This window comes from Pseudomonas brassicacearum (assembly GCF_918698105.1).
Classification (GTDB): domain Bacteria; phylum Pseudomonadota; class Gammaproteobacteria; order Pseudomonadales; family Pseudomonadaceae; genus Aquipseudomonas; species Aquipseudomonas brassicacearum_F.
In genome coordinates this window covers 35,296-60,229 of record NZ_CAKKMI010000011.1, presented here as the reverse complement: position 1 = coordinate 60,229, position 24,934 = coordinate 35,296, and the positions used below count along the sequence as shown (strand labels likewise).

The following is a 24,934-nucleotide window of genomic DNA, read 5'->3' as shown; positions in this document are numbered from 1 at the left end:
TCCACCCGCCTGCAAGGAACTGAACCATGAACGCACCCAGACTCGCCGCCCTCGCTCTGACCGCGGTGCTTTTCCCCACGCTGACCTTTGCCCAACAAGCCACCGACGCCACCAAGGCGCCGCAGTCGTCCATGGGCGTGGAGCAATTCGATCAGCAAATGGCGACGGCCCAGGAAAACCTGAAAAAAATGCAGGAACAGATGACCCAGATCCAGAACACCAGCGATCCGGCGCAACGCCAGAAACTCATGCAGGATCACCAGGCCACGATGCGGCAAAGCATGCAGATGATGAATGGAATGATGGGGTGTTGCGGCGGCGGCATGATGGGTGGCCACATGAAAGGGAATGGTCCGATGATGGGCTGGAAACAAATGGGCAACCACTATTCCCAGATGACGCCTGAGCAGATGAAGCAGCACCAGTACATGATGGACAGGTACATGGGCATGCAACAGATGATGATGGAGCAGATGATGCAACAACAGCAAATGAGCCCGCCAGCTCGCTAGGCCGGCCTCCAGTGCCCCACTCACCTGCCGCGTCGGCAGGTGAGTTTTTTTGATCATCGCCCAGCCATCGCCGGGCTTCTCGTCAGGCTTCAGTGCAACAACGTCAACCCGCCGGCAAGCGCCAGTGCCATCAGGCAAGTCCAGCCTGAGAACAGCCTTCGCCAGACAAGCCCGCGGGGAATGAACCCCACCCCTCGGACAAACCCCACGCTCATGGCAATGAACAACGCCGTTGCCAGCGCATGGTCGGCTTTCCCATCCGGCGCCGTCATCAGTGGCGGGTAGAGCGTACAGGCCAACATGATCGTCACCGCAACGACAAGGCTCAGCCGATGCAGCCGTGACGAGGGCTGGACCTCTGCGCCATCCGGCGTCATGGCTGCGCCTCGTCACGGTCGCTCATGGCTCGACCGGCCTCGTTCTCGCCCCACATTGCATTGAGTATCGCCAGCAGCAGTGCGAAACCGACTCCCAGCATCCAGGCGAAATACCACATATTGCTTCACTCCTCTGTCGACACTAGTACGCCGAATGCTCGTTGGCGTTGATTTGGGTGGCCGTGACCTTGCCGCGCATGACGCGATACGCCCAACCGGTATAGATCACGATCAACGGCATGAAGAACAACGTCGCCCAGAACATGATGGCCAGGCTCAGGTGGCTGGAAACACTGTCCCACACGGTCAGGCTTGCCGCGGGCATCGATGACGAGGGCATGACAAAGGGGAACATCGATACCCCTGCCGTACTGATGACGCCCACCACCGCGAGCGAAGACGCGACGAACGCGCAAAGGGTATGGCGCTTCATCAGCAACAGCGCCGCACCGGCTGCGCCGGCGAGTCCCAGCGCGGGCAGCAGCCACAGCCAAGGGTAGCGACCATAATTGGCCATCCAGGCCCCCGCCTCCCTCACGACCGACTTGCCGAGAATGTCAGGCAACCCGGCGGTGTCCACGAGCGACGTGATGCGATAGCCCTCGATCCATTGCAGCCAGATGCCCGCTACGACAAACGAACACACCAGCACGATCGCAGCGGCTACCGCGCCTTTGATCGCCCGGGACTGAATGCTGCCCTCGGTGCGATGGGCCAGGTATGTGCCCCCCTGCAGCGTAATCATGGCGCTGCTGACCACGCCGGTCAGCAGCGCGAAAGGGTTGAGCAACTGCCAGAAGCTGCCGGTATACGTTGACACCAGGTACTCATTGAAGTGAAACGGTACGCCCTGCAACAGGTTGCCAAACGCGATGCCGAACACCAGCGGCGGCACGGTCCCACCCACGAACAGCCCCCAATCCCAGGTGCTGCGCCACGTCGGGTTGTGGATCTTGCTGCGATAGTCAAAACCCACCGGGCGGAAGAACAACGCCCAGAGCACCAGAATCATCGCCCAATAGAATCCGCTGAACGCGGTGGCATAGACCACCGGCCATGCGGCGAACAAGGCGCCACCGGCCGTAATGAACCAGACCTGATTGCCATCCCAATGCGGGCCCACGGTGTTGATCACGACCCGGCGTTCCATGTCATCGCGCCCCACGAACGGCAGCAGTGTGCCGACGCCCATGTCGTGGCCGTCCATGATGGCGAAACCTATGAGCAGGACGCCGACCAGCGCCCACCAGATGATCTTGAGCGTGAAGTAATCAAGCATGGTGAAGCTCCTTCAACTTGGCGTCGTAGACATAACGACCGGTACCGAGGCTGCCGGGCCCCTGGCGGGCGAACTTGACCATCAGGAACATTTCCACCGCCAGCAGCACCGTGTAGAAAACGACGAACCCAGCCAGCGAGCCGTACAGGTTATTGACGCTGAGGGTGGAAACGCTCATGTGGGTCGGCAACACGCCGTAGATGGTCCAGGGTTGGCGGCCATACTCGGCCACGAACCAGCCCAGTTCGCAGGCAAGCCACGGCGCAGGCAGCATCAACAGTGCCCAGCGCAGCAGCCCGCGATGATATGCGCCGCTGGACTTCAAGGTGCTCCAGAAGGCCAGCCCGAACAGCACGAGCATGGCAAAGCCCAGGCCGACCATGATCCGGAACCCCCAGAACATCGGGGTCACCCGCGGCACGGTATCGTTCACCGCTTTGTCGATGATGGCCGGCGTGGCCTGGTTGACATCCTCGACGTACTTTTTAAGCAGCAGGCCAAAGCCCAGATCGGCCTTGTACGCTTCGAAGGTATCGAACGCGGCCTTATCGGTGCGATCGGCGCGCAGCGCTTCAAGCGCATTGACCGCGGTAATGCCCCGCAGAATGCGTGCGCGGTTTTTCGCCTTGATGTCATGGATGCCTGGAATCTGCTTGCTGACCGAGCGCGTGCCGATCAAGCCCATCACCCACGGCACATCGAGTTCCCAGTTATTCCGGGATTCGGCTTCATTGATGCTAGCCACCAGGGTCAGGCCCGCCGGCGCGGGTTTGGTTTCCCACATGGCCTCCATGGCCGCCAGCTTGGTTTGCTGCGCCTCGCCCACCGTGTAACCCGACTCATCCCCCAGTACGATGACGCTCAGCACCGAGGCCAGGCCGAAGGCGGCCGCCACCCGAAAACTGCGCTTGGCGAACTCGACATCACGCCCCTTGAGCAAGTACCAACTGGAAATCGACAACACAAACATCGAGCCGGTGACATAACCGGCAGACACCGTGTGGACAAACTTGGCCTGCGCCACCGGGTTGAAGACCACGGCCCAGAAATCCACCATCTCCATGCGCATGGTGATGTAGCTGAATTCAGAACCCACCGGGTTCTGCATCCAGCCATTGGCGACCAGGATCCACAGCGCCGACAGGTTGGTACCGATGGCCATCAGCAGCGTGACCAGCAAATGATGTTCTTTCTTCAGGCGATCCCAACCGAAGAAGAACAAGCCGATCATGGTCGATTCAAGAAAGAACGCCATCAGGCCCTCGATGGCCAGCGGGGCCCCGAAAATGTCCCCGACGTAGTGCGAGTAGTAGGCCCAGTTAGTGCCGAACTGAAACTCCAAGGTGATGCCGGTGGTCACGCCCAAGGCGAAGTTGATGCCGAACAATTTACCCCAGAAGCGAGTCATGTCTTTCCAGATGACATTGCCGGTCATCACATAGACGCTTTCCATGATGACCAGCAGCCACACCATCCCCACGGTGAGCGGTACGAATAGAAAGTGGTACAGCGCTGTGGCTGCGAATTGCAGCCGTGACAGATCCACCAGTTGTTCTGAGATCACTTGCTTGCCCCTTGAGCCGAGGTGGGTACGCCGAACCTGTCACTGATGGTGTTCGAGTCGACGCTGACGCGCGAATCCTTGATGAACAGCCACCACAGCACTGTCAGCACGACCAGTTTGATCAGCACTGCTGTGAGCAGATGGCGACGCAGTCGTTTATCGGAAATAGTCATGGAGCAAGCATTAGCACGGCGCATGCCAACGCTTCGATTGATTATTTTGTCTAATAAAACAATGAGTTAAGGACAGGTGTCGAACACGCCGCTTGGTTTGGAGGGTAGAAACCCTGCCAAACTGCCAGGGGCTGGCAGTCATTGGCAGTGCCGGCTCGATGGCGCTCAGGCCAGGCCATGTTCCTTCAACCGCCGGTACAACGTGCGTTCACTCACGCCCAAGTGCCTGGCCAGTTCGCTGCGGGTGCCTTTGAAAGTGGCCACGAGCTGTTCCAGGTCCCTGCTATCGGGCGCAGGCGCCAAGGCTGGGGCGGACAACGCCAAGGGGGGCACGGGCAGATGCAAGGTGTGAATGACGCCGTCGTCGGCAAACAGCGCCGCTCTTTCCAGGACATTGCGCAGTTCGCGGATATTGCCCGGCCAGGCAAACCGCTGCAGTTGCATCAGCGCCTCGGGATCGATGGTCAGCCGGCGCTTGCCAGTTCCGGAACGTTGCAGGAATGAGTCCACCAGCAAGGCGATGTCTTCAAGGCGATGGCGCAGAGGCGGTAAATGGATGGGGAAAACGCTGATGCGGTAGTACAAGTCCTGTCTGAACTCGCCCTTCTCCACCATCTTTTCCAAGGGCTTATGGGTCGCGGCCACCAGCCTGAAATCGGCGTGCTGGGTTTCTACACTGCCGACACGGCGATAGGTGCCAGACTCGATCAATCGCAACAGTTTCACCTGCATGGCCAGGGGAACGTCACCTATCTCATCGAGAAACAGCGTACCGCCCTGGGCCGTCTCCACCAGGCCCACCTTGCGCGAGGTGGCGCCGGTAAACGCGCCCTTCTCGTGGCCGAACAGTTCGCTCTCGAATAAGGTTTCGGTCAAGCCGGAACAGTCGACCACGACAAAAGGCCCGGCTGCCCGCTCACTGGTTTCATGGACGGCGCGGGCAAACAACTCCTTGCCTGTGCCGGACTCTCCCAGCAACAGCACCGGCAACATCGAGGGCGCGACCCGCTGCAGTTCCAACAGCGCCTGATTAAAGGCCGGCGAACTGCCCACCAGCCCTTCATTACTGGGCCGCGCCGAGGCGCTACGCACCTGGGTAAGACGCTCCACATAAGCGGTGATAACGCCATGCTCATTGAGGATCGGGCGCAGTTCCACGTCGACGTGTTCGGGCCCGCGCGGTGTGTGGTGAATGTGCAAGACCCGATCCGGACTGCGCATCTCCCTGGCCTTTTTCATCGGGCAGTTCTCACCGGCCTGGTCACAAGGCACATCGTAGTGGTGGGAAACCCGATAACACTTATGGCCAATGAACGGTTTGTCGGCGCTGCCGAACTGACGCAAGTAAGCCGTGTTCGCCGCCAGGATGTTGTAGTCGGGATCGAGGACGATCATCGGCTGGGGCTCATGCTCCAGAAACGAGACCAGGGACTGCACCTGGTCAGGACGTGGCAACGGCTCTTGGGTAGGCGGCAGGCTGTGTGTCATCGCGGCTCCAGTGAATTCATCCAGCAAGGCTGACACTGCCACTATGCCAACAAACACTGCCAATGGCAGTTAATTTGTCGGGTGATCGACCTGCGCCCTGCCAGATACGACAAATTAATTACATAAAATCAAAGGGTTATACGTATAAAACGAACCAGCATCGACCTGGCAGCATTATTGCTGTGTCTGTTCTTCAAGCGGTTCGATGAGAGCCCGAAGGAGACCCGTTCATGACCGTAAAACCCTACGTCGAAGGATTTTTTGATCCTGAGACCCACACTGTCAGCTATCTGGTGCTGGACGAAGCGACGCACCAGTGCGCCTTGATCGACAGCGTCCTGGATTTCGATCCCAAATCCGGCCGTACCGCAACCACCTCGGCCGACAAGCTGATGACCCGGGTGATCGAGCTGGAGGCGAAGGTCCAATGGATTCTTGAAACCCACGTCCATGCCGACCACCTCACCGCCGCCCCGTACCTGAAGGAAAAACTCGGCGGCCAGATTGGGATCGGCAGCCAGATTGCGACGGTGCAAGAAGTCTTTGGCACGCTGTTCAACACAGCCGGGGAAATGCCCCGCGATGGCAGTCAGTTCGACCACCTGTTCGTCAATGACGAGTCGTTCACGATTGGAACGCTGCAATGCCGTGCGCTTCACACGCCGGGCCACACCCCCGCCTGCATGACGTATGTCATCAGCGACGGCCAGGAAACGGCGGCATTCGTGGGCGACACCTTGTTCATGCCCGACTACGGCACCGCACGGTGTGATTTCCCCGGTGGCGACGCGCATACCTTGTTCCGGTCCATCAACAAGGTCTTGAGCCTGCCGGCCAATACCCTCCTCTACACCTGTCACGATTACCAACCCGGTGGCCGCGAAGTGCAATTTTCCAGCACCGTCGCCGAGCAACGTGCCGACAACGTCCACGTCCGTAACGGCATCAGTGAAGAAGCATTCGTGGCAATGCGCACCCAGCGCGATGCCTCGCTGGAGATGCCGACGCTCATCCTGCCATCGGTCCAGGTCAACATGCGGGCCGGGCATTTCCCGGAACCGGAATCGAACGGCACGTGCTACCTGAAAATCCCCCTCAATCGGCTCTGACGCCCCCACCCCTATAAGAAAAACCGTCATCACGGAGACAGTCATGGACATCCGCCACCTTGCGTCCGGCCTCTCGATCTCGGGGCAGATTCAACCCGACCAAATGAGTGAGATCAAAACCACCGGCTTTCGCGCCATCATCTGCAACCGCCCTGATGGTGAAGGCAGCGATCAACCTTTGTTTGCCGACATCCAGCGTGCGGCACAAGCGATGGGCATCGAGGCGCACTACCTTGCCGCAGAGTCCGGCAAGGTGACCGATGAGCAGGGCGTTGCCTTCGGCAAATTACTCGCGTCCTTGCCCAAGCCAGTGTTGGCGTATTGCCGCTCCGGCATGCGCTCGACGACGATGTGGGCACTGTCCCAGGCCGGCCAGCAGCCCTTGCCACAGATTGTCGAAGCCGCCAGGAAAGCCGGCTTCGACATGAAAGGCGTCATCCGCAGAATTGCCAACGAGGGACGCACGCCTGTTGGCGTGGCCGAGGCCCGACATGCCGTGGTGATTGTCGGCGGCGGCGCGGCGGGCATCGCCACGGCTTCGAGCCTGTTGGCCCGCGCGCCAGACCTGGACATTGCCATCATCGATCCGGCGGATGTGCATTATTACCAGCCCGGCTGGACCCTCGTCGGCGGTGGCGTGTTCGAGGCGCACCGAACGGCCCACACGATGGGCGCGACCATTCCCCGGGGTGTGCATTGGATCAAAGCGGCTGTCGCGGCCTTCGAACCTGAAAACAACGCCATTATTCTCGATGGGTGCCGCGTGGTCCGCTACGAGCAGTTGATCGTATGCCCGGGCCTGAAACTGGACTGGCACGCCATTGAAGGTTTGCCGCAGACATTGGGGCGCAACGGCGTCACCTCGAACTATCTGTACCACCTGGCCCCCTACACCTGGGAACAGGTGCAGCAACTGCGCAGTGGCCGGGCGATTTTCACGCAGCCGCCGATGCCGATCAAATGCGCCGGGGCCCCTCAAAAAGCGATGTACCTGTGCGCCGATCATTGGAGACGCCAAGGCGTACTCGGCGATATCGAGATCGACTTCTGCAGCGCCGGGGCCGTCCTGTTCGGTGTTCCCGACTACGTGCCGGCCTTGATGGAATACGTCCACGCCTATGGGATCGACCTGAATTTCGGCAGTACGCTGGTCTCTGTCGATGGACCGGCACAAACGGCGACCTTCAGCTGCGTCAAGGCCGATGGCAGTACTCACCGGGTGACGCACGACTTCGACCTGCTGCATGTGGTGCCCCCTCAGGTGGCGCCGGATTTTATCCGCGTAAGCCCCCTGGCCGATGGGGCGGGCTGGATCGATGTCGACCCCGACAGCTTGCGCCATAAAACCTGGGCGAATATCCACGCACTGGGCGATGCAACCAACACCAGCAACGCAAAAACCGCAGCGGCGGCGCGCAAGCAGGCGCCCGTGGTCGCCCATAACGTGCTGGCGGCCATGGGCAAGGCCAAGGGCAGCGCCCATTACGACGGCTACGGTTCCTGCCCACTGACCGTGGAGCGAGGCAAGGTCGTGCTCGCTGAATTCACCTACGGCGGCAAGCTCGCCCCCAGCTTCCCGTCCTGGCTGATCGACGGGACTCGGCCTTCGAGACTCGCCTGGCTACTTAAAGAACGAATTCTTCCGCCGCTGTATTGGAAAGCCATGCTCAAGGGCCGTGAGTGGCTGGCGAAACCTGAACTGGCGGACCTATGAAATCGAACCTCTCCAGGAGACCGAGATGATTGCAGTCCTGGTACTGGGCTTTGCGGTGGGCGTGATCCTGGCCCTGACCGGTGCCGGCGGCGGCATACTCGCCGTCCCGTTCCTGGTTTTTGGCGTGGGCTTGAGCATGGCCGAAGCCGGGCCCATCGGTTTGCTGGCGGTGGGCCTGGCCGCCACCCTGGGCGCCGTGATGGGCCTGCGCAACGGCATCGTGCGCTACAAGGCGGCGCTGTTGACGGCCAGTGCGGGGGTTATCTGCTCGCCGCTGGGCCTTTGGTTGGCGCAGCGCACGCCCAACCGTCCGTTGACGATCCTGTTTGCCTTGTTGCTGATGTACGTGGCGTTCCGGGCCTTGCAAAAATCACTGCCCGCTCGTGTCGGGGCAAAGGCATCCGCCACGCGCAAACCGCCGCCCTGCGTCCTGGACGAGAATCGCGGCAAGCTGAACTGGACCGGCCCTTGCGCATGGGCGCTCACGGCGTCGGGCATGATTGCCGGGGTGCTTTCCGGGCTGCTCGGTGTGGGCGGCGGTTTTGTCATGGTTCCGGCGTTGCAGCGATACACCAATTTGACCACGCAGTCGGTGCTCGCCACGTCGCTGACCGTCATCGCTTTGGTTTCCCTGTCAGGGGTGTTGGCGAGTTCGGCGATGGGCCACCTGCAATGGCCCATAGCGCTACCCTTTTCCATGGGGGCCATCGTCGGCATGCTCGGCGGGCGCCTGGTCGCCGCCAGGTTGCCGGAGCCCTATCTGCAAAGAGGCTTCGCCCTGGTGTCCACGCTGGTCGCGGTCGCCCTGCTGGTAAAGGTCCTGGGTTGAATCACCGGGTGGAATATCAACGATGTGTAGCGGAGAACGCTGATGAATCTTGACTGGCTCAACTTTACGCCGTGGTCCTCCCTGGCCGGCGGCATGTTGATTGGCTTGGCGGCCGGCCTGTTCGTGGTCGCCAATGGCCGGATCGCCGGCATCAGCGGGCTGATCGGCAGCCTGCTGCAGCGAGGCAGCGAAGGGCTGGGCGAGAAGGCCCTGTTTCTCCTGGGTCTGCTCGTCGCGCCGCTGGTATGGGGCGTGTTTGCCACCTTGCCACCAATCGAGTTCCAGAGCGGCTGGCTCGGCCTCACGGTCGCCGGCCTGTTGGTGGGGGTCGGCACTCGTTACGGTTCGGGCTGCACCAGTGGCCATGGCGTGTGTGGCCTGTCGCGCCTTTCACCGCGTTCGATGGTCGCCACCGCGTGTTTCATGCTCAGCGGTTTCGCCACGGTATTTGTCCTGCGTCACGTGATGGGGGTTTGAACATGCGCAAACTGACGGCATTCATCGCCGGCCTGCTCTTTGGCTTAGGGCTGCTCCTGGCAGGCATGGCCAACCCGAAAAAGGTGTTGGGTTTCCTGGACCTGGCCGGCACTTGGGACCCGTCCCTGGCGCTGGTGATGATCGGGGCGATTGGCACCGCCATCGTCCCGCTGGCGTGGGCGCGCCAACAGACTCATTCGTTGCTGGGCAGCCCCATGCAGTTGCCGGTCAAGCGCGAATTGGACCCACGCCTGATTGGCGGCAGCCTGGTGTTCGGCATCGGCTGGGGCATTGCCGGCATCTGCCCTGGCCCCGCCGTGGCCATCCTGCTGACCGGACACTGGCAAGCCTTTGTGTTCATGCTGGCCATGTTGGCGGGCATGTTGTTGTTCACCGCGCTGGAAACCCGGCGCGGCCATTGATCGGGAGATTGCCATGAAAGCCAACATTGGAACCATTGACCGGGGCGCACGTATTGCCGTGGGGCTTGTCCTTATCATTCTGGCCCTGACAGGCTTGATCGGCGCGTGGGGCTGGATTGGCCTGGTGCCACTGGCCACGGGTATCTTTCGCTTCTGCCCGCTCTATTCGTTGCTGGGCATCAAGACCTGCAAACGTTGCTGAAGCGTACAACGGCCTTTCTCCTGGAGCGGCCATTGGCCTTGCAAGCCCCTCTTGGAGCCTTGCAACGGGCTCCCTCAACCGAAGGATTCGCCGCCATGCCCCGCTCACAGCCCGAGACATTCGACGTAGTCATCATCGGTGGCGGCCAAGCGGCCTTGGCGGTGGCGTATTTCCTGCGGCGCACGCCTCTCTCGTTCGTCATCCTCGACGCCCAGGAAGAACCCGGTGGTGCCTGGCGCCACGGCTGGAACTCGCTGCGACTCTTTTCCCCGGCGACCTGGAGTTCGATCCCCGGCTGGATGATGCCCCCCTCACAGGATGGCTATCCGTCGCGAGACCATGTGGTCGACTACCTCACGCAGTATGAACAGCGCTATGGGTTCCCCGTGGTGCGGCCGGTACAGGTCACGCGTGTGGAACGCACAGCAACGGGTTTGCGCGTACATGCCCCGGACAAGCACTGGGACGCCCGGGTCGTGGTCAGCGCAACGGGCACCTGGAGCAACCCCTACATCCCCAGCTACCCTGATGCGGCCTTGTTCGCCGGCCAGCAACTGCATTCGGCGGACTATGTCGAGGCGTCCCCTTTCGCCGGCAAGAACGTCCTGGTGGTGGGCGGCGGCAATTCAGGGGCGCAGATTCTGGCCGAGGTGTCGAAAATCGCCGAGACCACTTGGGTGACGCCTGTCGAGCCGCTGTTGCTTCCCGACGAAGTGGACGGGCGCGTGTTGTTCGAGCGTGCAACCGAGCGCTGGAAGGCCCAGCAGGAGGGTCGTGTCATCGACCAACCCGTGGGAGGCTTGGGTGACATCGTCATGGTGCCGCCAGTGGTCGAGGCCCGCGAACGCAACGTCCTGCAGTCCGTCAGGCCATTCGTGCGGTTTACCCGCAACGGCGTGATCTGGGCCGACGGCCGCGAATCAGCCGTGGACGTGGTGATCTGGTGCACCGGCTTCAGGCCCGCCCTGCAGCACCTGGATGCACTGGGGGTGCTCAACAACGAAGGTCGCGTGGCGGTCGAAGGCACCCACTCGACCCTCGAACCCAGGCTGTGGCTGGTCGGCTACGGCGAGTGGACGGGCTCGGCTTCCGCCACCCTGATCGGCGTTACACGCACCGCACGCAGCACCGTCGGCGAGATCGTCGACTTTCTCGCCGAACAGCCCAGGGGCGACGCGCCTGCTTGAACCACCCGATAAGGTCCTCCACCTGGCGCCGGAGATTCGCCTAGAAGCGGCCTATTTCCAAGGTCGCGCGCAGCCCACCCTCGGCGCGATTTTCCAAGCGTATGCGCCCCCCGAGGCGATCCGCGATGGTACGCACGATCGTCAGCCCCAACCCCGCTCCCTGGTCATTGCCGCGGCTGTAGAACCGCTCGAAGAGCCGCTCACGCTCGGCCTCGTCGATACCCGGCCCCTGGTCTTCGACGGACAGCTCGTAGCGATCGCCCTTCCTCGCCAGGCGTACGGTGATCGTGCCGTTGGCCGGGGAGAAATTGGCCGCGTTGGTCACCAGGTTGTTCAAGGCGATGTCGATGGCCACCGGGTCGATTCGAACCGGGCCGATGTCATCACTGACATCCAGCACCGGCTCAAGCCCCTTGCTCAACAACCAGGGCGTCAGTTGAACCAGGCTCGCACGAACCGTGGCGGGCAGGTCGATAACCGCAGGCGTCGGAACACCTGCCTGCGGTTCGAGCCGCGCCATGGTGAGCAGTTGATTGACCAGGCGCGTGGTGCGATCGACGCCAGCGATCAGGTGTTCCAGGGACTCGCGCCGGCTTTGCTCGCTCCCCGCCTCCATCAGGTTCTGTGCATGCACCCGCAGCACGGCCAAGGGTGTACGCATTTCATGGGCGGCGTCGGCGATGAAGCGCCGCTCACGGCCCATCACCTCCTGGATCTGCGCCAAGACGCGGTTGAGCGCCGCCTGCATGGGCTCAAGCTCCGTAGGGAGCGGCATCATTTGCAGGGGTTCCAGTGAGCCGGGATGCCTGACCCGCAACTTTGCCGCCATGTCGACCAGGGGCTTGAGCCCCCAGCCGATGGCCAACCAGATCACCACGGCAAGCACCACGCTGCCGATCAGGTTAGGCACGACGGTGTGGCGAACAATACGATCGACCAGGTCGGCACGCACGTCGTCGCGCTCGCCCACCCAGATCTTCAAGCCGTATTGCGCATCGTCCAGGACGAACGCCCGCCACTTACGGTTGTTCCGGTCCACGATGTCACTGAAGCCCGGCGCGCCAGGCGGTGAAGTGAACGACGGTGCGCTGGACGTATGAACCAGCACCGAACCTTGGGCGTTCCAGACCTGGAAAGCGATCTTGCTTTCATAGGGATGGCCGTCGACTTTGGGCACTGCCTGCCCCAATGCCGAATTGAACGCCTGGTACAACTCGGCGTGTTCCTTGCTCGCCATCGGCATGCGCATCACGCCCTGCAACAGCCGGGCATTCTGCGCCAACTGGGCATCGTAGACCTCGGCGATTTCGTGGTTGCTGTCATGCAGGTTGAAGACGGTGATGATCAACAGGCCAAGGAACAGCAGGCCGAGAATCAACGTGAGGGTGCGACGCCGGATCGAACTCATCGGCGCTCCTCCACCAGGTAACCGACACCGCGGATGGTGCGGATCAGGTCGGTGGAGAATTTCTTGCGCAGGTGATGGATGTGCACTTCCAGGGTGTTGCTCTCGGCTTCCTCGCTCCAGCCGTAGAGCAACTGCATCAGATGATCGCGGGTCATGACCCGGCCCGGCGGCGAGAGCAGTTCATGGAGCAGTTGATATTCCTTGGGTGTCAGGGCCACCGGCTTGCCCTGGTAACTGACTTGCTGGGTACCGGGGTTCAGGCTGATGCCGGCGTGCTCGATCAACGCTTGGGCGCGACCGGCGCTGCGGCGCAACAAGGCCCGTAGCCGGGCCTTGAGTTCCGCCAGATCGAAGGGCTTGACCAGATAATCGTCGGCCCCGGCGTCCAACCCGGCAATGCGATCCTCGGTGGCATCGCGGGCCGTGAGGATCAGCACTGGCAGGTTGGAGCCACTGTCACGCAAGCGCCGCAACACTTGCAGGCCATCCATGCGTGGCAGGCCCAGGTCGAGCACCGCCAGGTCGAAGGTTTCACTGAGCAACGAATGCAAGGCACTGCTGCCGTCCTGCACCCAGTCGACGGTATAGCCTTCGCGACTCAGGGCCTGATGGATGCCCTCCCCCAAGGCCACGTCATCCTCGATCAGTAATAAACGCACATCCGCTCCTGTCAGTTCAGTTTCTTGTTCACATCCACCAGTAACGCATCGATCTCCTTGCGGCGCCCGGCATCGGCCGTTTCTCGACCTGGCCGCGGTGCTGCCTGCAAGGCTTTTTGCAGCGCTGCCTTGGCTTCGCTATAGCGCTTCTGACGGTAGAGGTGATCGCCCCAAAAGTACAGGCTGTCGATGCCGTTCGGATTGAGTTGCAACGCCTGCTGGAGCAATTGCTCGGCCTTGTCCGAGTCGCCGAAACCCAGGGGCCAGCCCGGCACCCGGTCGTAGAGTGCGCCGAGGCTGGTGTAGGCCGAGCCTTGCAGGGCCTTGGGGTCCAGGGTCAGGGCTTTTTCCAGGTCGCCCTTGGCATCCTTGACCTTGCCCAGCGCGCCGATCCCACCCTTGGCACCAGCCCAGCTGCTATTGACGATGCCAGACCAGATCCACGCTTCGGCCACCGATTGGCGCTCCTGCTTGAACGCTGAGGCCTGGACGGCAAGTTTTTCGAACGCATCGGCGCGTTGGCCTTCGGGCACTTCATATTGAATATGGGCCCAACTCTGCTGGATGTCGCTGAGACGTTGCTGATCGGCCGCCTCCAACGCCCAGACGCTTTGGCTCAGGGTGCCGATCAACAGGCAAGCGAAGATTTTTTTCATGGCTTGAGGTGCTCGTTTTCGGGTTTGTGACTGAGACGGCGCACCAGTGGCAACTGCTTGCGCAGGCCACGGTCCACCAGATTGGGCAACAGGCTGTTGAGGCCGACGAAAAAGCGTTCGGGCCAGCCCAGATACAGCTCGCGTCGATCACCGATAATCGCGTGGATCACCGCCGCTGCTACGGTTTGCGGGTCGTCGACGTTGGCCTTCAGGGCCTGGTTGAGCGCGTCGGCCGCCGGGCTGTTCATCGAGGTGCGGGTGGCCCGGGGCGCTACGTAGAGCACCCCGACACGGGTATCGGCCAACTCCCGGCGCAAGGCTTCGGAAAAACCACGCAAGGCAAACTTGGTGGCGCAGTAGCTGGCGTAGCCCGGGTAGCCGATCGAGCCATAGGTCGAACCGACGTTGACCACCATCGCGCTGTCAGCTTGCTTGAGCAGCGGCAAGAGCAGCTTGGTCAGGCAGATCGGCGCGCTGATGTTCAGCGCCAGCATGGCGTTGATCTCGCTGTCGTCGAGTTGTTCGAGCATGGCGAAATGGTTCACGCCAGCGGCATTGATCAGCAGGTTGATGCCGCCCTGGGCTTCGGCGGCGACCAGCACTTTGCGCCGGTCGGCGAGGAAGGTCAGGTCAGCTTCGACCCAGCTCAATTGCTGCGGATATTGCTCCAACAGCGGCTGCAAGGCTTCGCGATGCCTGGCCACGGCCAGCACCCGCGCACCACTGGCGCACAGGGCGGCGGCGATGGCCTGGCCGATTCCACCGCTGGCGCCGGTCAGCACGACACGCGCATCACACAGGCGCATGTTCATGCTCCCCGTCACGCGGCAGGCCGCGGAACATGTCGGTGTACAACCGGTACACCACCTTGGAGGCATGGATCACCGCAGCCTGGTCCGCCGGATCGTCCAGCCGGTTCATCAGGCCGCGATAGGTCTGCATATGCCCGATGTCGAGCGATCCATGGGAACTGAGGTAGCTGAACGCCGTGGGCGGCAATTCCAGGCGCTCGCGGATACTGTCGGCGGCATGGGTCGCCAGGGCGATACTGGTGCCCTCCAGCACATTGACCATGCCGAACAGGCCTACCGGGTTGCCTCGGGCGATCAAGTCGTAGAGGTAACTGACCATCAGTTCGATGGGCAGCGAGGGCTGGCCGTTGCGCACCGCTTCCTTATCGCCACCGCACACGGCAATGTCATCCAGCACCCATTGCTCGTGGCCATACTCTTCGTCGATGTATTCGCACACCGCCTTGCGCAGCCATTCCAGGTGCGTTGGCAGGCGCGCCCCGCACGCCATCATCAACGGTACGGTATGGCGCACGTGGTAATACGCCTGGATCAGGAAGCCCCGGTAACTGGCCAGGCTGACCTGGCCGTCGAGGGCGTCACGAATGATCGGCAGATTGAACAGGGTCTGGCGTTCTTGCTGGGTGGCTTCTTGCAACGTGTCAAAAAAACTCATGATGGGGACTCCTCGGACAAGACAGATGAAGTGAGCTGCGCGCGGTAATGCTCGACGATGGCCTCCCGGCGTGGCCGGCCATTGGCGGTGAGCATGCCGTTGGCAGCGCTGAAGGGTTGGTCCAGGCGCGTCCAGCGATGGACCCGTGCGTAATCGGGCAGCGTGTCGTTGGCCTTGGCCACGGCCAGTTCCAGGGTTTGATCCGTGCAGTCGGCCCGGGCGGGCCAGAGCAGTGCATGGTTATGCGGCATGGCTTCGCCATAGACAAAGGCCTGGGCAATGTCGCCGCCCTGGGTGAGTTCGGCTTCAACCCATTCGGGGTTCACGTTGCGGCCGAAACTGGTGACGAACTGGTGCTTCTTGCGACCGCGCAGGTAAAGAAAACCGTCTTCGTCGAACTCGCCCAGGTCGCCGCTGGGCCACCATTCGCTGGCGTGCGGTGGCTCACCCAGGTAGCCGAGCAGTGTCGAGCCCTTGATCAGGACTTCGCCATCATCGGCCAAGCGGATTTCCACATGGGGCAGCGGCTGGCCGACACTGCCGGCACGATGGGCCTGTGGCCGATTGAGGCAGACCACCGAGGCGCACTCCGACAGCCCATAGCCTTCAAACACCGGCAGGCCAACACGCTGGGCCCGCTGCAACAAATCGTGGGACACCCGTGCCCCGCCAACGGCGGCGAAGCGCACGATGTGCGGGTTGAACATCTTCTGTTCGGCAGCCGTGACCAACATCAACAGCAGCTGTGGAACCAGGATCAGGCTCTGCGCCCGACGCTCGGCCAGGCATCCCAGCAGGCGCGCCGGGTCGACCCCACTGGCGCCTTGGATGCCAAGGGTCTTCTGGCTGGGCAGGCTCAACATGGCTCCGGCATACAACGCTGCGTAGCAACCAAGGTTTTCCAGCAGAATCGCCAGGGGCAGTAACGCCAGGTGATGCCTGGCCTCGACCGGTTGGCTGGCCTGCTCCAGTTCACGGGCCACCCGCAACAGGCTGTCGGCGCTCAGGCAGACGCCTTTGGGCGTGCCGGTGGTGCCGGAGGTGAACGTCAGCTTGGCGGTGCCTGCCGGCAGACGGCTCGGTCCGTCGAAGTGCCGGCGCCAGAACTCGCCACTGTGCTGGTAGCCGGCGGCTTGCAGTTCCGCCTCGAACGCAGGCTCGGCAATCACTCGCTCGGCCTGGCTCTGTTCCAGGCAGTGGCGACGTTGAGCCTGGCTGAAAAAACCGGGCAGGATCACGCAGGTCAACCCTTCAAACAGTGCGGCAAGGTCCCAGAGCATCGCTTCGATGCCGTTATCTAGCGCCAGGGCGACCACGCTGATGTGCTCATCGCGCAGACGCTGCTGGCGGTACACCACTTCGGAATAAAGTGTCGCGTAGTCGAGCTGCGAGCCGTCGCCCCACAGTGCCACGGCATGGCCCCGGCGCTCGGCATGACCACGCAGGGTGCGCTTGAAGCGTTCCATTTCAGGCGACATGGCAGGTTTCTCCGAGGTCCGTCGGCAGTCCCAGGCGATTGAACAGGCCGGTATTGCGCAGATGAATGAAACCGGCGCGGATGTTCCCGACGTGAACCCACGGCTGGCTTTCGTAGTAGCGACCCCAGAGGTGGCGGTCCTCGCCGAGGCGCAGCGGGTCGGCCGGGCACAGCGTCACAGGCTTGAGGCCCAGGCGATGAAAGCTGTTGACCAGGCCGATATTGCCGGTGAACGCAACCCACTCAAGGCCGCCCATGGCCAACAGATAAGTGATCGCGATGATGCTCAGCCGGGCGCTGCCCGTGTCGCTGGCGGCCAGGTTGCCTACCTCGACGATGCCGGCGCGGTCCACCGGACGATCGGCAGCGGCGCTGATCAAAGGCTCGATGGGGCCGTCCAGATAATGTTCGAGGAACAGCGGCCCCTGTACGGCCCGGCGCACGCCAGCCGCTGCGCAGAGCGTGCCGTGGACATCGTCGAGCCCGAACAGCTCCGGCATGAAGTGACGGATATCGGCGCCGTGGACCTGGCGAAAACGCTGCTGGATGAACGCTTCGAACTCAGCTCGCCGGGGTTGTCCCGGCAAAGCCCGGTGCAGGTGGCGAACCGGCGGGCCGGCATCGCCAAAGGCCAGCGGCAAGTGGATGTTCCAGTCGAAATCGGGCATGGGTCAACGTTCTCCCTCGGGCTATTGGGAGAAAGTATCGAGGTCGTTTCTTAACGAAGTCTGAAGGTGGAAAATTTTGGCTCGTTCCAGCGCCAGTCCGGTCAAACCTGAACTGCCCTTGATCGCTATTCCGTAGTACAGTGCGCAAGTCCGATAAATATCCACTTTGAGATGACCTGAAGTCTCAGGAGCAACTTCAATGGACCCGAACACCTCGCCATCCCTCTGCCGCGGCGCTAACAGCATGATCGAAATCACTGAAGCCTCCATTGCCCAATTGCGCGCTGCGCTGGAGTCGGGCCAGACGACCGCGGTGGCGCTTGTCCAAGCCTACCTCGCCAGGATCGATGCCTACGACGGCCCCGATACGCCCACCGCCCTCAACGCGGTGGTGGTGCGCAACCCCGATGCATTGAAAGAGGCCCAGGCCTCCGACGCCCGTCGGGCCAGCGGCCAGACCCTGGGGCCGCTTGACGGCATTCCCTATACGGCCAAGGACAGTTACCTGGTCAAGGGGCTCACTGCCGCTTCCGGCAGCCCGGCGTTCAAGGACCTGGTGGCCTATCGCGATGCGTTCACCATCGAACGGCTTCGCGCCGCCGGGGCCATCTGCCTGGGCAAGACCAACATGCCGCCCATGGCCAACGGCGGCATGCAGCGCGGGGTGTATGGCCGTGCCGAGAGCCCGTACAACGGCGACTACCTCACCGCGCCCTTTGCTTCGGGCTCCTCGAACGGTGCGGGCACGGCAACCGCCGCCAGTTTCGCCGCGTTCGGCCTTGCCGAAGAAACCTGGTCGAGCGGGCGCGGCCCGGCGTCGAACAACGGCTTGTGCGCGTATACACCGTCGCGCGGCGTGATCTCGGTGCGTGGCAACTGGCCGTTGACGCCGACCATGGACGTCGTCGTGCCCTTCGCCAGGACCATGGCCGACCTGCTCGAAGTACTGGACGTGGTGGTCGCCAATGACCCGGACACCCGTGGCGACCTGTGGCGCCTGCAACCCTGGGTGCCGATTCCGAGCGTCGACTCGGTTCGCCCAGCCTCGTATCCGAGCCTGGCCAGCCCCCCCGGTGCGCTGGCGGGCGTTCGATTCGGCGTGCCTCGGATGTACATCAACGCCGACCCTGACGCGGGGACGGCCCAGGCCCCCGGCATCGGCGGCCCGACGGGGCAGCGAATCATCACCCGCGCCTCGGTGATCGACCTCTGGGAGCAAGCGCGCAAGGCGCTTGAGGCCTGTGGCGCCGAAGTGATCGAGGTGGATTTCCCCCTGGTGTCCAACTGCGAGGGCGATCGTCCTGGCGCACCCACGGTGTTCACCCGCGGCCTGGTCTCCAAAGAATTCCTGCACCATGAGTTGTGGGACCTGTCGGCCTGGGCGTTCGATGATTTCCTGCGGGCCAACGGCGATCCGACGTTGAATCGCCTGGCCGACGTCGACGGCCCGAAGATCTTCCCCCACGACCCGGGCACCCTGCCCAACCGGGAGGACGATCTGGCCGCCGGCATGGATGAATACGTGAAGATGGCCCAGCGCGGCATCACGCCGTGGGACCAGATCCCGACCCTGCCCGACGGCCTGCGTGGGCTTGAAGAGACACGTCGAATCGATCTGGAAGACTGGATGGCGCGGCTGGGCCTGGACGCGGTGATCTTCCCGACCGTCGCCGACGTCGGGCCGGCGGATGCGGATATCAATCCGAAATCTGCTGATATCGCCTGGAGCAACGGCGTCTGGGTGGCCAACGGCAACCTCGCCATCCGCCATCTGGGTGTGCCGACTGTCACCGTGCCAATGGGCGTCATGGCGGACATCGGCATGCCCGTCGGGCTGACGTTTGCGGGGCGTGCCTATGACGATTCAACGCTGTTGCGACTGGCTTCGGCGTTTGAATCGATTGGTTCAAAACGCCTGGTCCCGCCGCGGACACCGCCGCTGTCGGCTTGATCGTTTAGCGGGTTTGGTCTTGGGGCTGCTACGCAGCCCAGCGGGAGCAAGCTCACTCGCCACAAAAGCAGCGCTCGACTTCATTTTTGAGTACGAGCGCAACCCCGTGGCGAGGGAGCTTGCTCCCGCTGGACTGCGCAGCAGTCCCTGGACTGGCTCTACAGCCGGAAATACTGTTGCATGGCACGGGACAGCAGGTTCACGGCCTCATCGTCGTGTGACGCCTGGGCTCGCATGAACACCACCTCGTGTTCCTCGATAACCGGCAGGTCTTCGAGGATCTGCATCGCATCCGTCACCCGCGCGCGGTCTATCAGGCTGACCGCCAACCCCGCCTCCACACACGCCTTGACGGCCTGGTTGGAAGGGCTTTCCAGGACGACTCGGGTCCTGCGGCCGCTTTGCCTGAGGGCCTCCATCATCGCTTGCCGATAAGGGCATTGCGGCGCATGCACCGCCAGCGGCAGTGGCTCCATCGAGGCGACCGTCACGTGGGCCGGACCGACCCAGACCGGCGTGGTGGGAACCAGCATTTGCCCGCCAGCACTGGCCTGCCCCTTCGGCTGCGCAACGACCGCCGCCTGGAGCTTGCCGCGCTGCACCAGGTCACGTAGCGCATAGCTTGGCGCGGTCTTGAGTTCCAGCACCACGTTGGGCCACGCGGCGGCGAAGGTCGGGAGGATGTCGCGGATGACATGATCGGCGTATTCATCCGGCACCCCCAAGGTGATGCGCCCCGCCAGCCGGGTTCCGTGCAGATCGGCCAGCACCCGGTCATGGGTGCTCAGCAGTTCCGTCGTCGCCACGAGCAGACGCTTGCCCAATGCGGTGAGGGAAACCGATTGATTGTCCCGGTTGAGCAAACGCCCGCCAGCGACCGCTTCCAGGCGCTGAATATGCACGCTGACCGCCGCCGGGCTTTTGTGCAGCTGTTCTGCCGCCGCACTGAATTTGCCGATCCGTGCCACGGCATGAAAGGTACGTATCAAATCGATATCAAGTATGGCTGTCATGATTCAATCTTCGTGAAGGACTGATGCACTACATTTTGATTTATTAGATTACGCGGGTTTCGTAGCCTGTGGTCATGAACCCGACTAAATCGCTGAACTGCCCTTCCCTGCCCAAGCCCGCCTGGCACTGGCTGATTCCATTGCCATTGCTCGAGGCCGCGTTGCTGCTGACGTGGAGCTCCGGCTTCGTCGGCGCGCGCTTTTCCATTGATTACGCGCCAGCATTGCTGGTGGTGTTCTGGCGTTGCGTCGTGGTCACGCTCGTCCTGTCGCCCTTCGTCGCCACAGCGCTGCGCCGAACCTCACCCATCGTGCTGTTGAAAAATGCCGGCATCGGCCTTCTGGCGATGGCCGGCTACCTGGCCGGTATTACCCAAGGCATTGCCCTGGGTGTGCCGGCGGGCCTGGCCGCGCTTGTCGCCGACCTGCTGCCGATGGGCCTGGCGCTGTTGGCTGCGGGCGTACTCCGGCAACGCCTGGCCTGGCAGGTCTGGGCCGGGCTGCTCATCGGCCTGCTCGGCGTCATGCTGGTGACCCAAGGTGCGCTGGCGTGGGGCACCGCACCCTGGTGGGCCTATGGCCTGCCGTTGCTTGGCATGTTCTCGCTCGCCGTCGCGACCCTGTGGCAGAAATATCTACCCCCCGCGCAATCGCTGGGCCTGCTGCCTAACCTGTGGCTGCAATGCTGCGTTTCGGGCCTGGCTTTTGCCTTGGTCGAAGGCGCCCATGGCAGCCTGGCGCCAATACCCAGCACCGGTTTTGCACTGAGCGTCTTGTGGACCGCGGGCCTGTCAACGATGGGCGGCTATGGGCTCTACTGGCTGTGCCTGCGCCGCGCGACCGCCACCCGGGTCGCCAGCGTCCTGTACCTCAGCCCGCCCATTACGATGCTCTGGGCCTGGGCCATGTTCAACGAACCGCTTTCATGGCAGATGGTGTCGGGCATGGCGGTATCCGGGATTGGCATCTGGCTGGTCGTCGGCACCGAAGCCCGGCAGGCCAGGCGCCAAGCGTCTGAGCCGCAGCGCTAACCGTTCGGACTTGGCAGCGCGACGACTCCTGTGGCAGCGTAGGCTGGAATTTCAAACAACCCTCACGCCCACAGGCCAAACGGTAGCCATCATGATCTCGCATGTTTTTCTAGGTATCGCCGATTTTGATCGCGCCTTCGGGTTCTATTCAAAACTCATGGCCGGGTTGGGCCTGACATTGAAATTCAGCGACGCCCGCAAAGGCTGGGCGGGCTGGATTGCCGAGCATTCACCGCGCCCGATCTTCGTGATTGGAAAACCCTTTGACGGCAAAGCGCACGAACCCGGCAACGGGCAGATGGTGGCCCTGCTTGCACCCAGCCGGGAAGCCGTCAGGCACAGCTACGCAACAGCACTGGCACTGGGCGGGACGTGTGAGGGAGAACCCGGTTTGAGACCCCACTACCATCCCGACTATTACGGCGCCTACTTTCGAGACCTCGATGGCAACAAGCTGTGCGTCTGCTGCCATGATTCGGTGTCGACTTAGTCGCTCGTGATGCATGGCCTGTCACCAGGCTGGGCGCTCAAGACAGCAAGATCGGTCGAGCGCATTGCGCTTGTCGGCCTCATGCTGGCGTCGATTAAGGCGCACCTGAGGCCTTTGCCCGGGCGTTTCGACAACGCGTGGGACAACAACCATCGCGTTTGCGCAAGGCTCCCGACTGGGAGCGCTGGAGTACGACGTTCAAGCCATTGCCGTGCCTAACGGGGAAGCGATCAAGGAAGGCTGCCTTCCGGCCGGTCGCGGTGCCGTCCTGCGGGTCGAGGGTGCAGCCGAGGATCTCGAACCTGCCGCGTTGTACCTGTACAAGGATTGGCTGCCGCTGAGGTGATCGTTTATCGGCGCTTGCTCAAACCTGGGTTGCAGGGTATGTCAGCTTCAATCCCTGCACCTTCGCGGCAGGATTCAATACGGCCTTGTTGGCCTTGTCTTTATCCATGATATGGAAGACCTCCCTGTCACGGAGCAACAGGTAGTCCGCGATGATCCGTCGATGGCAACGCCACCAGACTGCTTCAGCACACATGATGGCGCATCGTCGGGTCCGGCTGAGCGCCATGAGCCGATCCAGCCCCTTCTCGAACTCGTCAGACAGGGCGTAATCCGCGTAATTGTGAAAACTGCGATTTTCCCAGAATCCATTGAGGTCATCGGGAACGGTCCTGGATTTTTTTCGTAGTCCGCCCAGTTCCCTAATCTGCTCATGCTCGATACCGAAGGGCGCCAACCGCTCAGGGAGCGTATCGAGGTTGTACTGAGGGTTTGTCCGCGATCTGGGAACAGTCCTGACGTCGACGATCATCTCGACATTGAAGCTTTTCAATGTCTGCACAAACTGCTCGATAGTCCTCGTTGAATGACCGATTGTGTAGACACTGACAGTTTCCATTGGCGCGATCCGCACGTTGACCCTGGCATTTGTATTAGGAGCAATGGCTTGATGGGTTAGTTCTCTACATTGAAATGGAGGCGCTTTCCTCGCCATGGGTTGTGCGTTATCTGCTCGGCGTTTGCTTCAGCAGCCGCATCACAAAGGCGCCAGCCTTCGCCAGCAAGGTGTCGTGGCACAGGTCGTTCGAAACGACTCTTGCGGACTCGCTTGCCAAGGCTCCCATCAACTGGGGCAACAGGAATCCGCTTTCGTGCTCTGGGTAAATCGCGAAGGGGGTATCCGGCCGGAGGTTGCCGGTGCAAGGCGTGTCGATCATGGGAATCTCCCGGTGAATGAAGAACATTGCGACGACCCGAAACGATCAATCGCTTCTGGGATCAGTTTCATTGGCGTGCTCTTAAGGGCGGAACCGTCAGCAGCCATCACCGCAGCAACGGATATGCCCACCATACAAATCAAACCGGCGTCTTCAGCATGTCATACGCCTCAAGCGACCGCAGCGAGTAGATGTAGGCCGCCCCCGCATTCAACGAAATCGCAGTTGCCAAGGCCGCTGCAACCTCTTCCCGACTCACGCCGGCCTTGATCGCCGCGTCCGTGTGGGCGGCGATGCAGCCGTCGCAGCGGGTGGTGACGGCGATCGCGATCGAGATCAGTTCGCGGGTCTTGGCATCCAGTACATTGTTTTCGCTGGCGGCCTCCCCTAGCGCCATATAGGCCTTGACCATTTTCGGGTTGCTGCGGCCCAGCGCGCCAAAGGCTTTCTGGATGGTAGGCAACAATTCGGACCAGTTATTGAACATGGCATTAACTCCTGAGTGGGTTGGGTGTACTGTTTTGACGCCCTCAGTTTTTCACCCTGGCGCCACTCGGGTTTGCTCAATGCGCTCAGTTTTTTTGGCGAAACGCTCAAATGAATGCGATCGATAAACTCATCAGCCTGGCCAACGTGCGCGGCAGCCTGGACCTGCGCTGTCAGTTCCAGGGCGACTGGGCCCTGGATCACGGACAACAAGCCCTGGGCACAGCGCCCTATCACATCGTGCTGACCGGCGAATGCCGCGTCGAGTTTGCCGATGGGCAGCGCTTGCCCATGCGTGCCGGTGACATCCTGCTGTTGCCGCGCGGTGCCCCTCACGTCATGCACAGCCCTGGCAAAACGGTGACGCCGACTTCACCTCGGGTCGTGACCGGGGGCACCTTGCCGATTCATCGCATTGGCGGCGCCAGCGCGGAGTTGGACATGCTTTGCGGGGGCTTTCATTTCAACCGGGCTTCGTTGCTGTTCGGCGCCCTGCCCGAATACCTGGTGATTCCCAGCGGCGCATTGCCGGCCAATGGGCCGTTGCCGGCGCTGGTGGCGGTCATGCGCGCAGAAGCGGATGGGGATAAGGTCGGCGCGCGCTTCTTGCTCGATGCCCTGTCACAGGCGCTGTTCACCCTGATTCTGCGTGCGCATCTGGCCAGTCAGGGTCAGGACAGCGGCTCGCTGGCCCTGCTCGGCGATAAGCGTCTGGGCCGGGCCTGGCAGGCAATGCTGGCGGACCCTGCGCACGAGTGGACCATCCAAGGCCTGGCGGACATCGCGAGCATGTCCCGGGCCAACTTCATGCGCGCATTCGTCAAGGTGGCCGGCGTCTCGCCGTGGGTGCTGTTGACGCAAGTGCGAATGGAGTTGGCCTTCAGCCTGCTCAGTCACTCACACCTGGGGCTGAGCGATATTGCCGTACAGGTCGGCTACCAATCCCAAGCCGCGTTCAGCAAGAAATTCAAGGAAGTCTTCGGCGAGGCGCCAGGCCGCGTGCGCCGCGGGATGCTGGGCCCAAGCTCGAGCTGATTCTCACCAGCATTTCACCTGGTGAAACAGTCGGGCC

Annotated in this window: 30 protein-coding genes; 13 read left to right on the top strand and 17 right to left on the bottom strand. The window is 62.2% G+C overall.

Annotated elements, in window-relative coordinates:
- Positions 1–26 precede the first annotated feature (26 nt).
- Positions 27–512, top strand: coding sequence for a hypothetical protein (locus tag LQ215_RS06930; RefSeq protein ID WP_230148261.1), 486 nt, complete (start codon positions 27–29; stop codon positions 510–512).
- Positions 513–601: 89 nt separating this feature from the next.
- Here LQ215_RS06930 and LQ215_RS06925 read toward each other — a convergent pair whose 3' ends face one another.
- From LQ215_RS06925 to LQ215_RS06900, 6 genes are all read right to left on the bottom strand, one after another.
- On the bottom strand, positions 602–889 hold the full coding sequence (locus LQ215_RS06925; RefSeq protein WP_230148259.1) for a cyd operon YbgE family protein: 288 nt from the start codon (positions 887–889) through the stop codon (positions 602–604).
- A complete protein-coding gene (gene cydX / locus LQ215_RS06920) occupies positions 886–1,008 on the bottom strand; it encodes a cytochrome bd-I oxidase subunit CydX (RefSeq protein WP_003201151.1) in 123 nt (40 codons plus the stop codon). Before cydX ends, LQ215_RS06925 begins: the two co-directional genes overlap by 4 nt.
- Positions 1,009–1,031: 23 nt before the next feature.
- Positions 1,032–2,168: a cytochrome d ubiquinol oxidase subunit II gene (gene cydB / locus LQ215_RS06915; RefSeq protein WP_230148257.1), complete on the bottom strand. Its 1,137-nt coding sequence runs from the start codon at positions 2,166–2,168 to the stop codon at positions 1,032–1,034.
- Positions 2,161–3,732 (bottom strand): cytochrome ubiquinol oxidase subunit I, encoded by a 1,572-nt coding sequence (locus LQ215_RS06910; RefSeq protein ID WP_230148255.1) that lies wholly within the window; start codon positions 3,730–3,732, stop codon positions 2,161–2,163. The genes cydB and LQ215_RS06910 overlap by 8 nt, the downstream gene beginning before the upstream one ends.
- The gene (gene cydP, locus LQ215_RS06905; protein WP_014338536.1) at positions 3,729–3,905 is read right to left on the bottom strand and encodes a cytochrome oxidase putative small subunit CydP; all 177 of its coding nucleotides are present in this window, start codon (positions 3,903–3,905) and stop codon (positions 3,729–3,731) included. Before cydP ends, LQ215_RS06910 begins: the two co-directional genes overlap by 4 nt.
- Before the next feature lie 165 nt (positions 3,906–4,070).
- On the bottom strand, positions 4,071–5,393 hold the full coding sequence (locus LQ215_RS06900) for a sigma-54 interaction domain-containing protein (RefSeq protein ID WP_230148253.1): 1,323 nt from the start codon (positions 5,391–5,393) through the stop codon (positions 4,071–4,073).
- 230 nt (positions 5,394–5,623) lie between these two features.
- Between LQ215_RS06900 and LQ215_RS06895 the strand changes: the two genes are divergently transcribed.
- From LQ215_RS06895 to LQ215_RS06865, 7 genes are all read left to right on the top strand, one after another.
- Entirely contained in the window at positions 5,624–6,502 is an 879-nt protein-coding gene (locus LQ215_RS06895; protein ID WP_230148251.1) for an MBL fold metallo-hydrolase, read from the top strand.
- 43 nt (positions 6,503–6,545) lie between these two features.
- On the top strand, positions 6,546–8,216 hold the full coding sequence (locus LQ215_RS06890) for a bifunctional protein tyrosine phosphatase family protein/NAD(P)/FAD-dependent oxidoreductase (protein WP_230148250.1): 1,671 nt from the start codon (positions 6,546–6,548) through the stop codon (positions 8,214–8,216).
- A 25-nt stretch (positions 8,217–8,241) separates the two neighbouring features.
- Entirely contained in the window at positions 8,242–9,045 is an 804-nt protein-coding gene (locus tag LQ215_RS06885; RefSeq protein ID WP_230148248.1) for a sulfite exporter TauE/SafE family protein, read from the top strand.
- 42 nt (positions 9,046–9,087) lie between these two features.
- Complete coding sequence (locus LQ215_RS06880; RefSeq protein WP_230148246.1) at positions 9,088–9,522, top strand: YeeE/YedE family protein; 435 nt, start codon at positions 9,088–9,090, stop codon at positions 9,520–9,522.
- 2 nt (positions 9,523–9,524) lie between these two features.
- Positions 9,525–9,944: a DUF6691 family protein gene (locus LQ215_RS06875; protein WP_230148244.1), complete on the top strand. Its 420-nt coding sequence runs from the start codon at positions 9,525–9,527 to the stop codon at positions 9,942–9,944.
- A 13-nt stretch (positions 9,945–9,957) separates the two neighbouring features.
- Positions 9,958–10,146, top strand: a complete 189-nt coding sequence (locus LQ215_RS06870; protein ID WP_230148243.1) for a YgaP family membrane protein — start codon at positions 9,958–9,960, stop codon at positions 10,144–10,146.
- A 95-nt stretch (positions 10,147–10,241) separates the two neighbouring features.
- Entirely contained in the window at positions 10,242–11,333 is a 1,092-nt protein-coding gene (locus LQ215_RS06865; RefSeq protein WP_230148235.1) for an ArsO family NAD(P)H-dependent flavin-containing monooxygenase, read from the top strand.
- A gap of 40 nt (positions 11,334–11,373) precedes the next feature.
- Here LQ215_RS06865 and LQ215_RS06860 read toward each other — a convergent pair whose 3' ends face one another.
- From LQ215_RS06860 to LQ215_RS06830, 7 genes are read right to left on the bottom strand one after another with little or no spacing between them, the layout of a single operon-like run.
- Positions 11,374–12,741 (bottom strand): sensor histidine kinase, encoded by a 1,368-nt coding sequence (locus LQ215_RS06860; protein ID WP_230148233.1) that lies wholly within the window; start codon positions 12,739–12,741, stop codon positions 11,374–11,376.
- Complete coding sequence (locus LQ215_RS06855) at positions 12,738–13,400, bottom strand: response regulator (RefSeq protein WP_003201124.1); 663 nt, start codon at positions 13,398–13,400, stop codon at positions 12,738–12,740. The genes LQ215_RS06860 and LQ215_RS06855 overlap by 4 nt, the downstream gene beginning before the upstream one ends.
- A gap of 11 nt (positions 13,401–13,411) precedes the next feature.
- Positions 13,412–14,056 (bottom strand): tetratricopeptide repeat protein, encoded by a 645-nt coding sequence (locus LQ215_RS06850; protein ID WP_149632301.1) that lies wholly within the window; start codon positions 14,054–14,056, stop codon positions 13,412–13,414.
- Complete coding sequence (locus LQ215_RS06845; protein ID WP_230148231.1) at positions 14,053–14,862, bottom strand: SDR family oxidoreductase; 810 nt, start codon at positions 14,860–14,862, stop codon at positions 14,053–14,055. Before LQ215_RS06845 ends, LQ215_RS06850 begins: the two co-directional genes overlap by 4 nt.
- Positions 14,849–15,523 carry a TenA family transcriptional regulator gene (locus LQ215_RS06840; protein WP_230148229.1) on the bottom strand — a complete coding sequence of 225 codons (675 nt, stop codon included), beginning with the start codon at positions 15,521–15,523 and terminating at the stop codon, positions 14,849–14,851. Before LQ215_RS06840 ends, LQ215_RS06845 begins: the two co-directional genes overlap by 14 nt.
- Positions 15,520–17,001 (bottom strand): AMP-binding protein, encoded by a 1,482-nt coding sequence (locus tag LQ215_RS06835; protein ID WP_230148227.1) that lies wholly within the window; start codon positions 16,999–17,001, stop codon positions 15,520–15,522. The genes LQ215_RS06840 and LQ215_RS06835 overlap by 4 nt, the downstream gene beginning before the upstream one ends.
- The gene (locus LQ215_RS06830) at positions 16,991–17,668 is read right to left on the bottom strand and encodes a thermostable hemolysin (protein ID WP_230148225.1); all 678 of its coding nucleotides are present in this window, start codon (positions 17,666–17,668) and stop codon (positions 16,991–16,993) included. The genes LQ215_RS06835 and LQ215_RS06830 overlap by 11 nt, the downstream gene beginning before the upstream one ends.
- Before the next feature lie 244 nt (positions 17,669–17,912).
- Here LQ215_RS06830 and LQ215_RS06825 point away from each other — a divergent pair, with 244 nt between their 5' ends.
- Positions 17,913–19,619: an amidase gene (locus LQ215_RS06825; protein WP_230148223.1), complete on the top strand. Its 1,707-nt coding sequence runs from the start codon at positions 17,913–17,915 to the stop codon at positions 19,617–19,619.
- 158 nt (positions 19,620–19,777) lie between these two features.
- On the opposite strand, the gene LQ215_RS06820 is transcribed toward LQ215_RS06825, so the two are convergent.
- Positions 19,778–20,632 (bottom strand): LysR family transcriptional regulator, encoded by an 855-nt coding sequence (locus tag LQ215_RS06820; protein WP_230148221.1) that lies wholly within the window; start codon positions 20,630–20,632, stop codon positions 19,778–19,780.
- A 74-nt stretch (positions 20,633–20,706) separates the two neighbouring features.
- On the opposite strand from LQ215_RS06820, the gene LQ215_RS06815 reads away from it, so the two are divergent.
- The 3 genes from LQ215_RS06815 (at position 20,707) to LQ215_RS06805 (ending at position 22,499) form a co-directional block, all read left to right on the top strand.
- The gene (locus tag LQ215_RS06815) at positions 20,707–21,663 is read left to right on the top strand and encodes a DMT family transporter (RefSeq protein ID WP_230148219.1); all 957 of its coding nucleotides are present in this window, start codon (positions 20,707–20,709) and stop codon (positions 21,661–21,663) included.
- Between the two features lie 91 nt (positions 21,664–21,754).
- Positions 21,755–22,153, top strand: coding sequence for a VOC family protein (locus LQ215_RS06810; protein ID WP_230148217.1), 399 nt, complete (start codon positions 21,755–21,757; stop codon positions 22,151–22,153).
- 211 nt (positions 22,154–22,364) lie between these two features.
- Positions 22,365–22,499, top strand: a complete 135-nt coding sequence (locus tag LQ215_RS06805; RefSeq protein WP_230148215.1) for a GyrI-like domain-containing protein — start codon at positions 22,365–22,367, stop codon at positions 22,497–22,499.
- A gap of 18 nt (positions 22,500–22,517) precedes the next feature.
- Here LQ215_RS06805 and LQ215_RS06800 read toward each other — a convergent pair whose 3' ends face one another.
- The 3 genes from LQ215_RS06800 to LQ215_RS06790 form a co-directional block, all read right to left on the bottom strand.
- Complete coding sequence (locus tag LQ215_RS06800; RefSeq protein WP_230148209.1) at positions 22,518–23,057, bottom strand: DUF488 domain-containing protein; 540 nt, start codon at positions 23,055–23,057, stop codon at positions 22,518–22,520.
- A gap of 106 nt (positions 23,058–23,163) precedes the next feature.
- A complete protein-coding gene (locus LQ215_RS06795) occupies positions 23,164–23,376 on the bottom strand; it encodes a hypothetical protein (protein WP_230148207.1) in 213 nt (70 codons plus the stop codon).
- 139 nt (positions 23,377–23,515) lie between these two features.
- Positions 23,516–23,863 (bottom strand): carboxymuconolactone decarboxylase family protein, encoded by a 348-nt coding sequence (locus LQ215_RS06790; protein ID WP_230148205.1) that lies wholly within the window; start codon positions 23,861–23,863, stop codon positions 23,516–23,518.
- A gap of 110 nt (positions 23,864–23,973) precedes the next feature.
- Here LQ215_RS06790 and LQ215_RS06785 point away from each other — a divergent pair, with 110 nt between their 5' ends.
- Positions 23,974–24,897 carry an AraC family transcriptional regulator gene (locus LQ215_RS06785; protein WP_230148204.1) on the top strand — a complete coding sequence of 308 codons (924 nt, stop codon included), beginning with the start codon at positions 23,974–23,976 and terminating at the stop codon, positions 24,895–24,897.
- Positions 24,898–24,934: the final 37 nt, after the last annotated feature.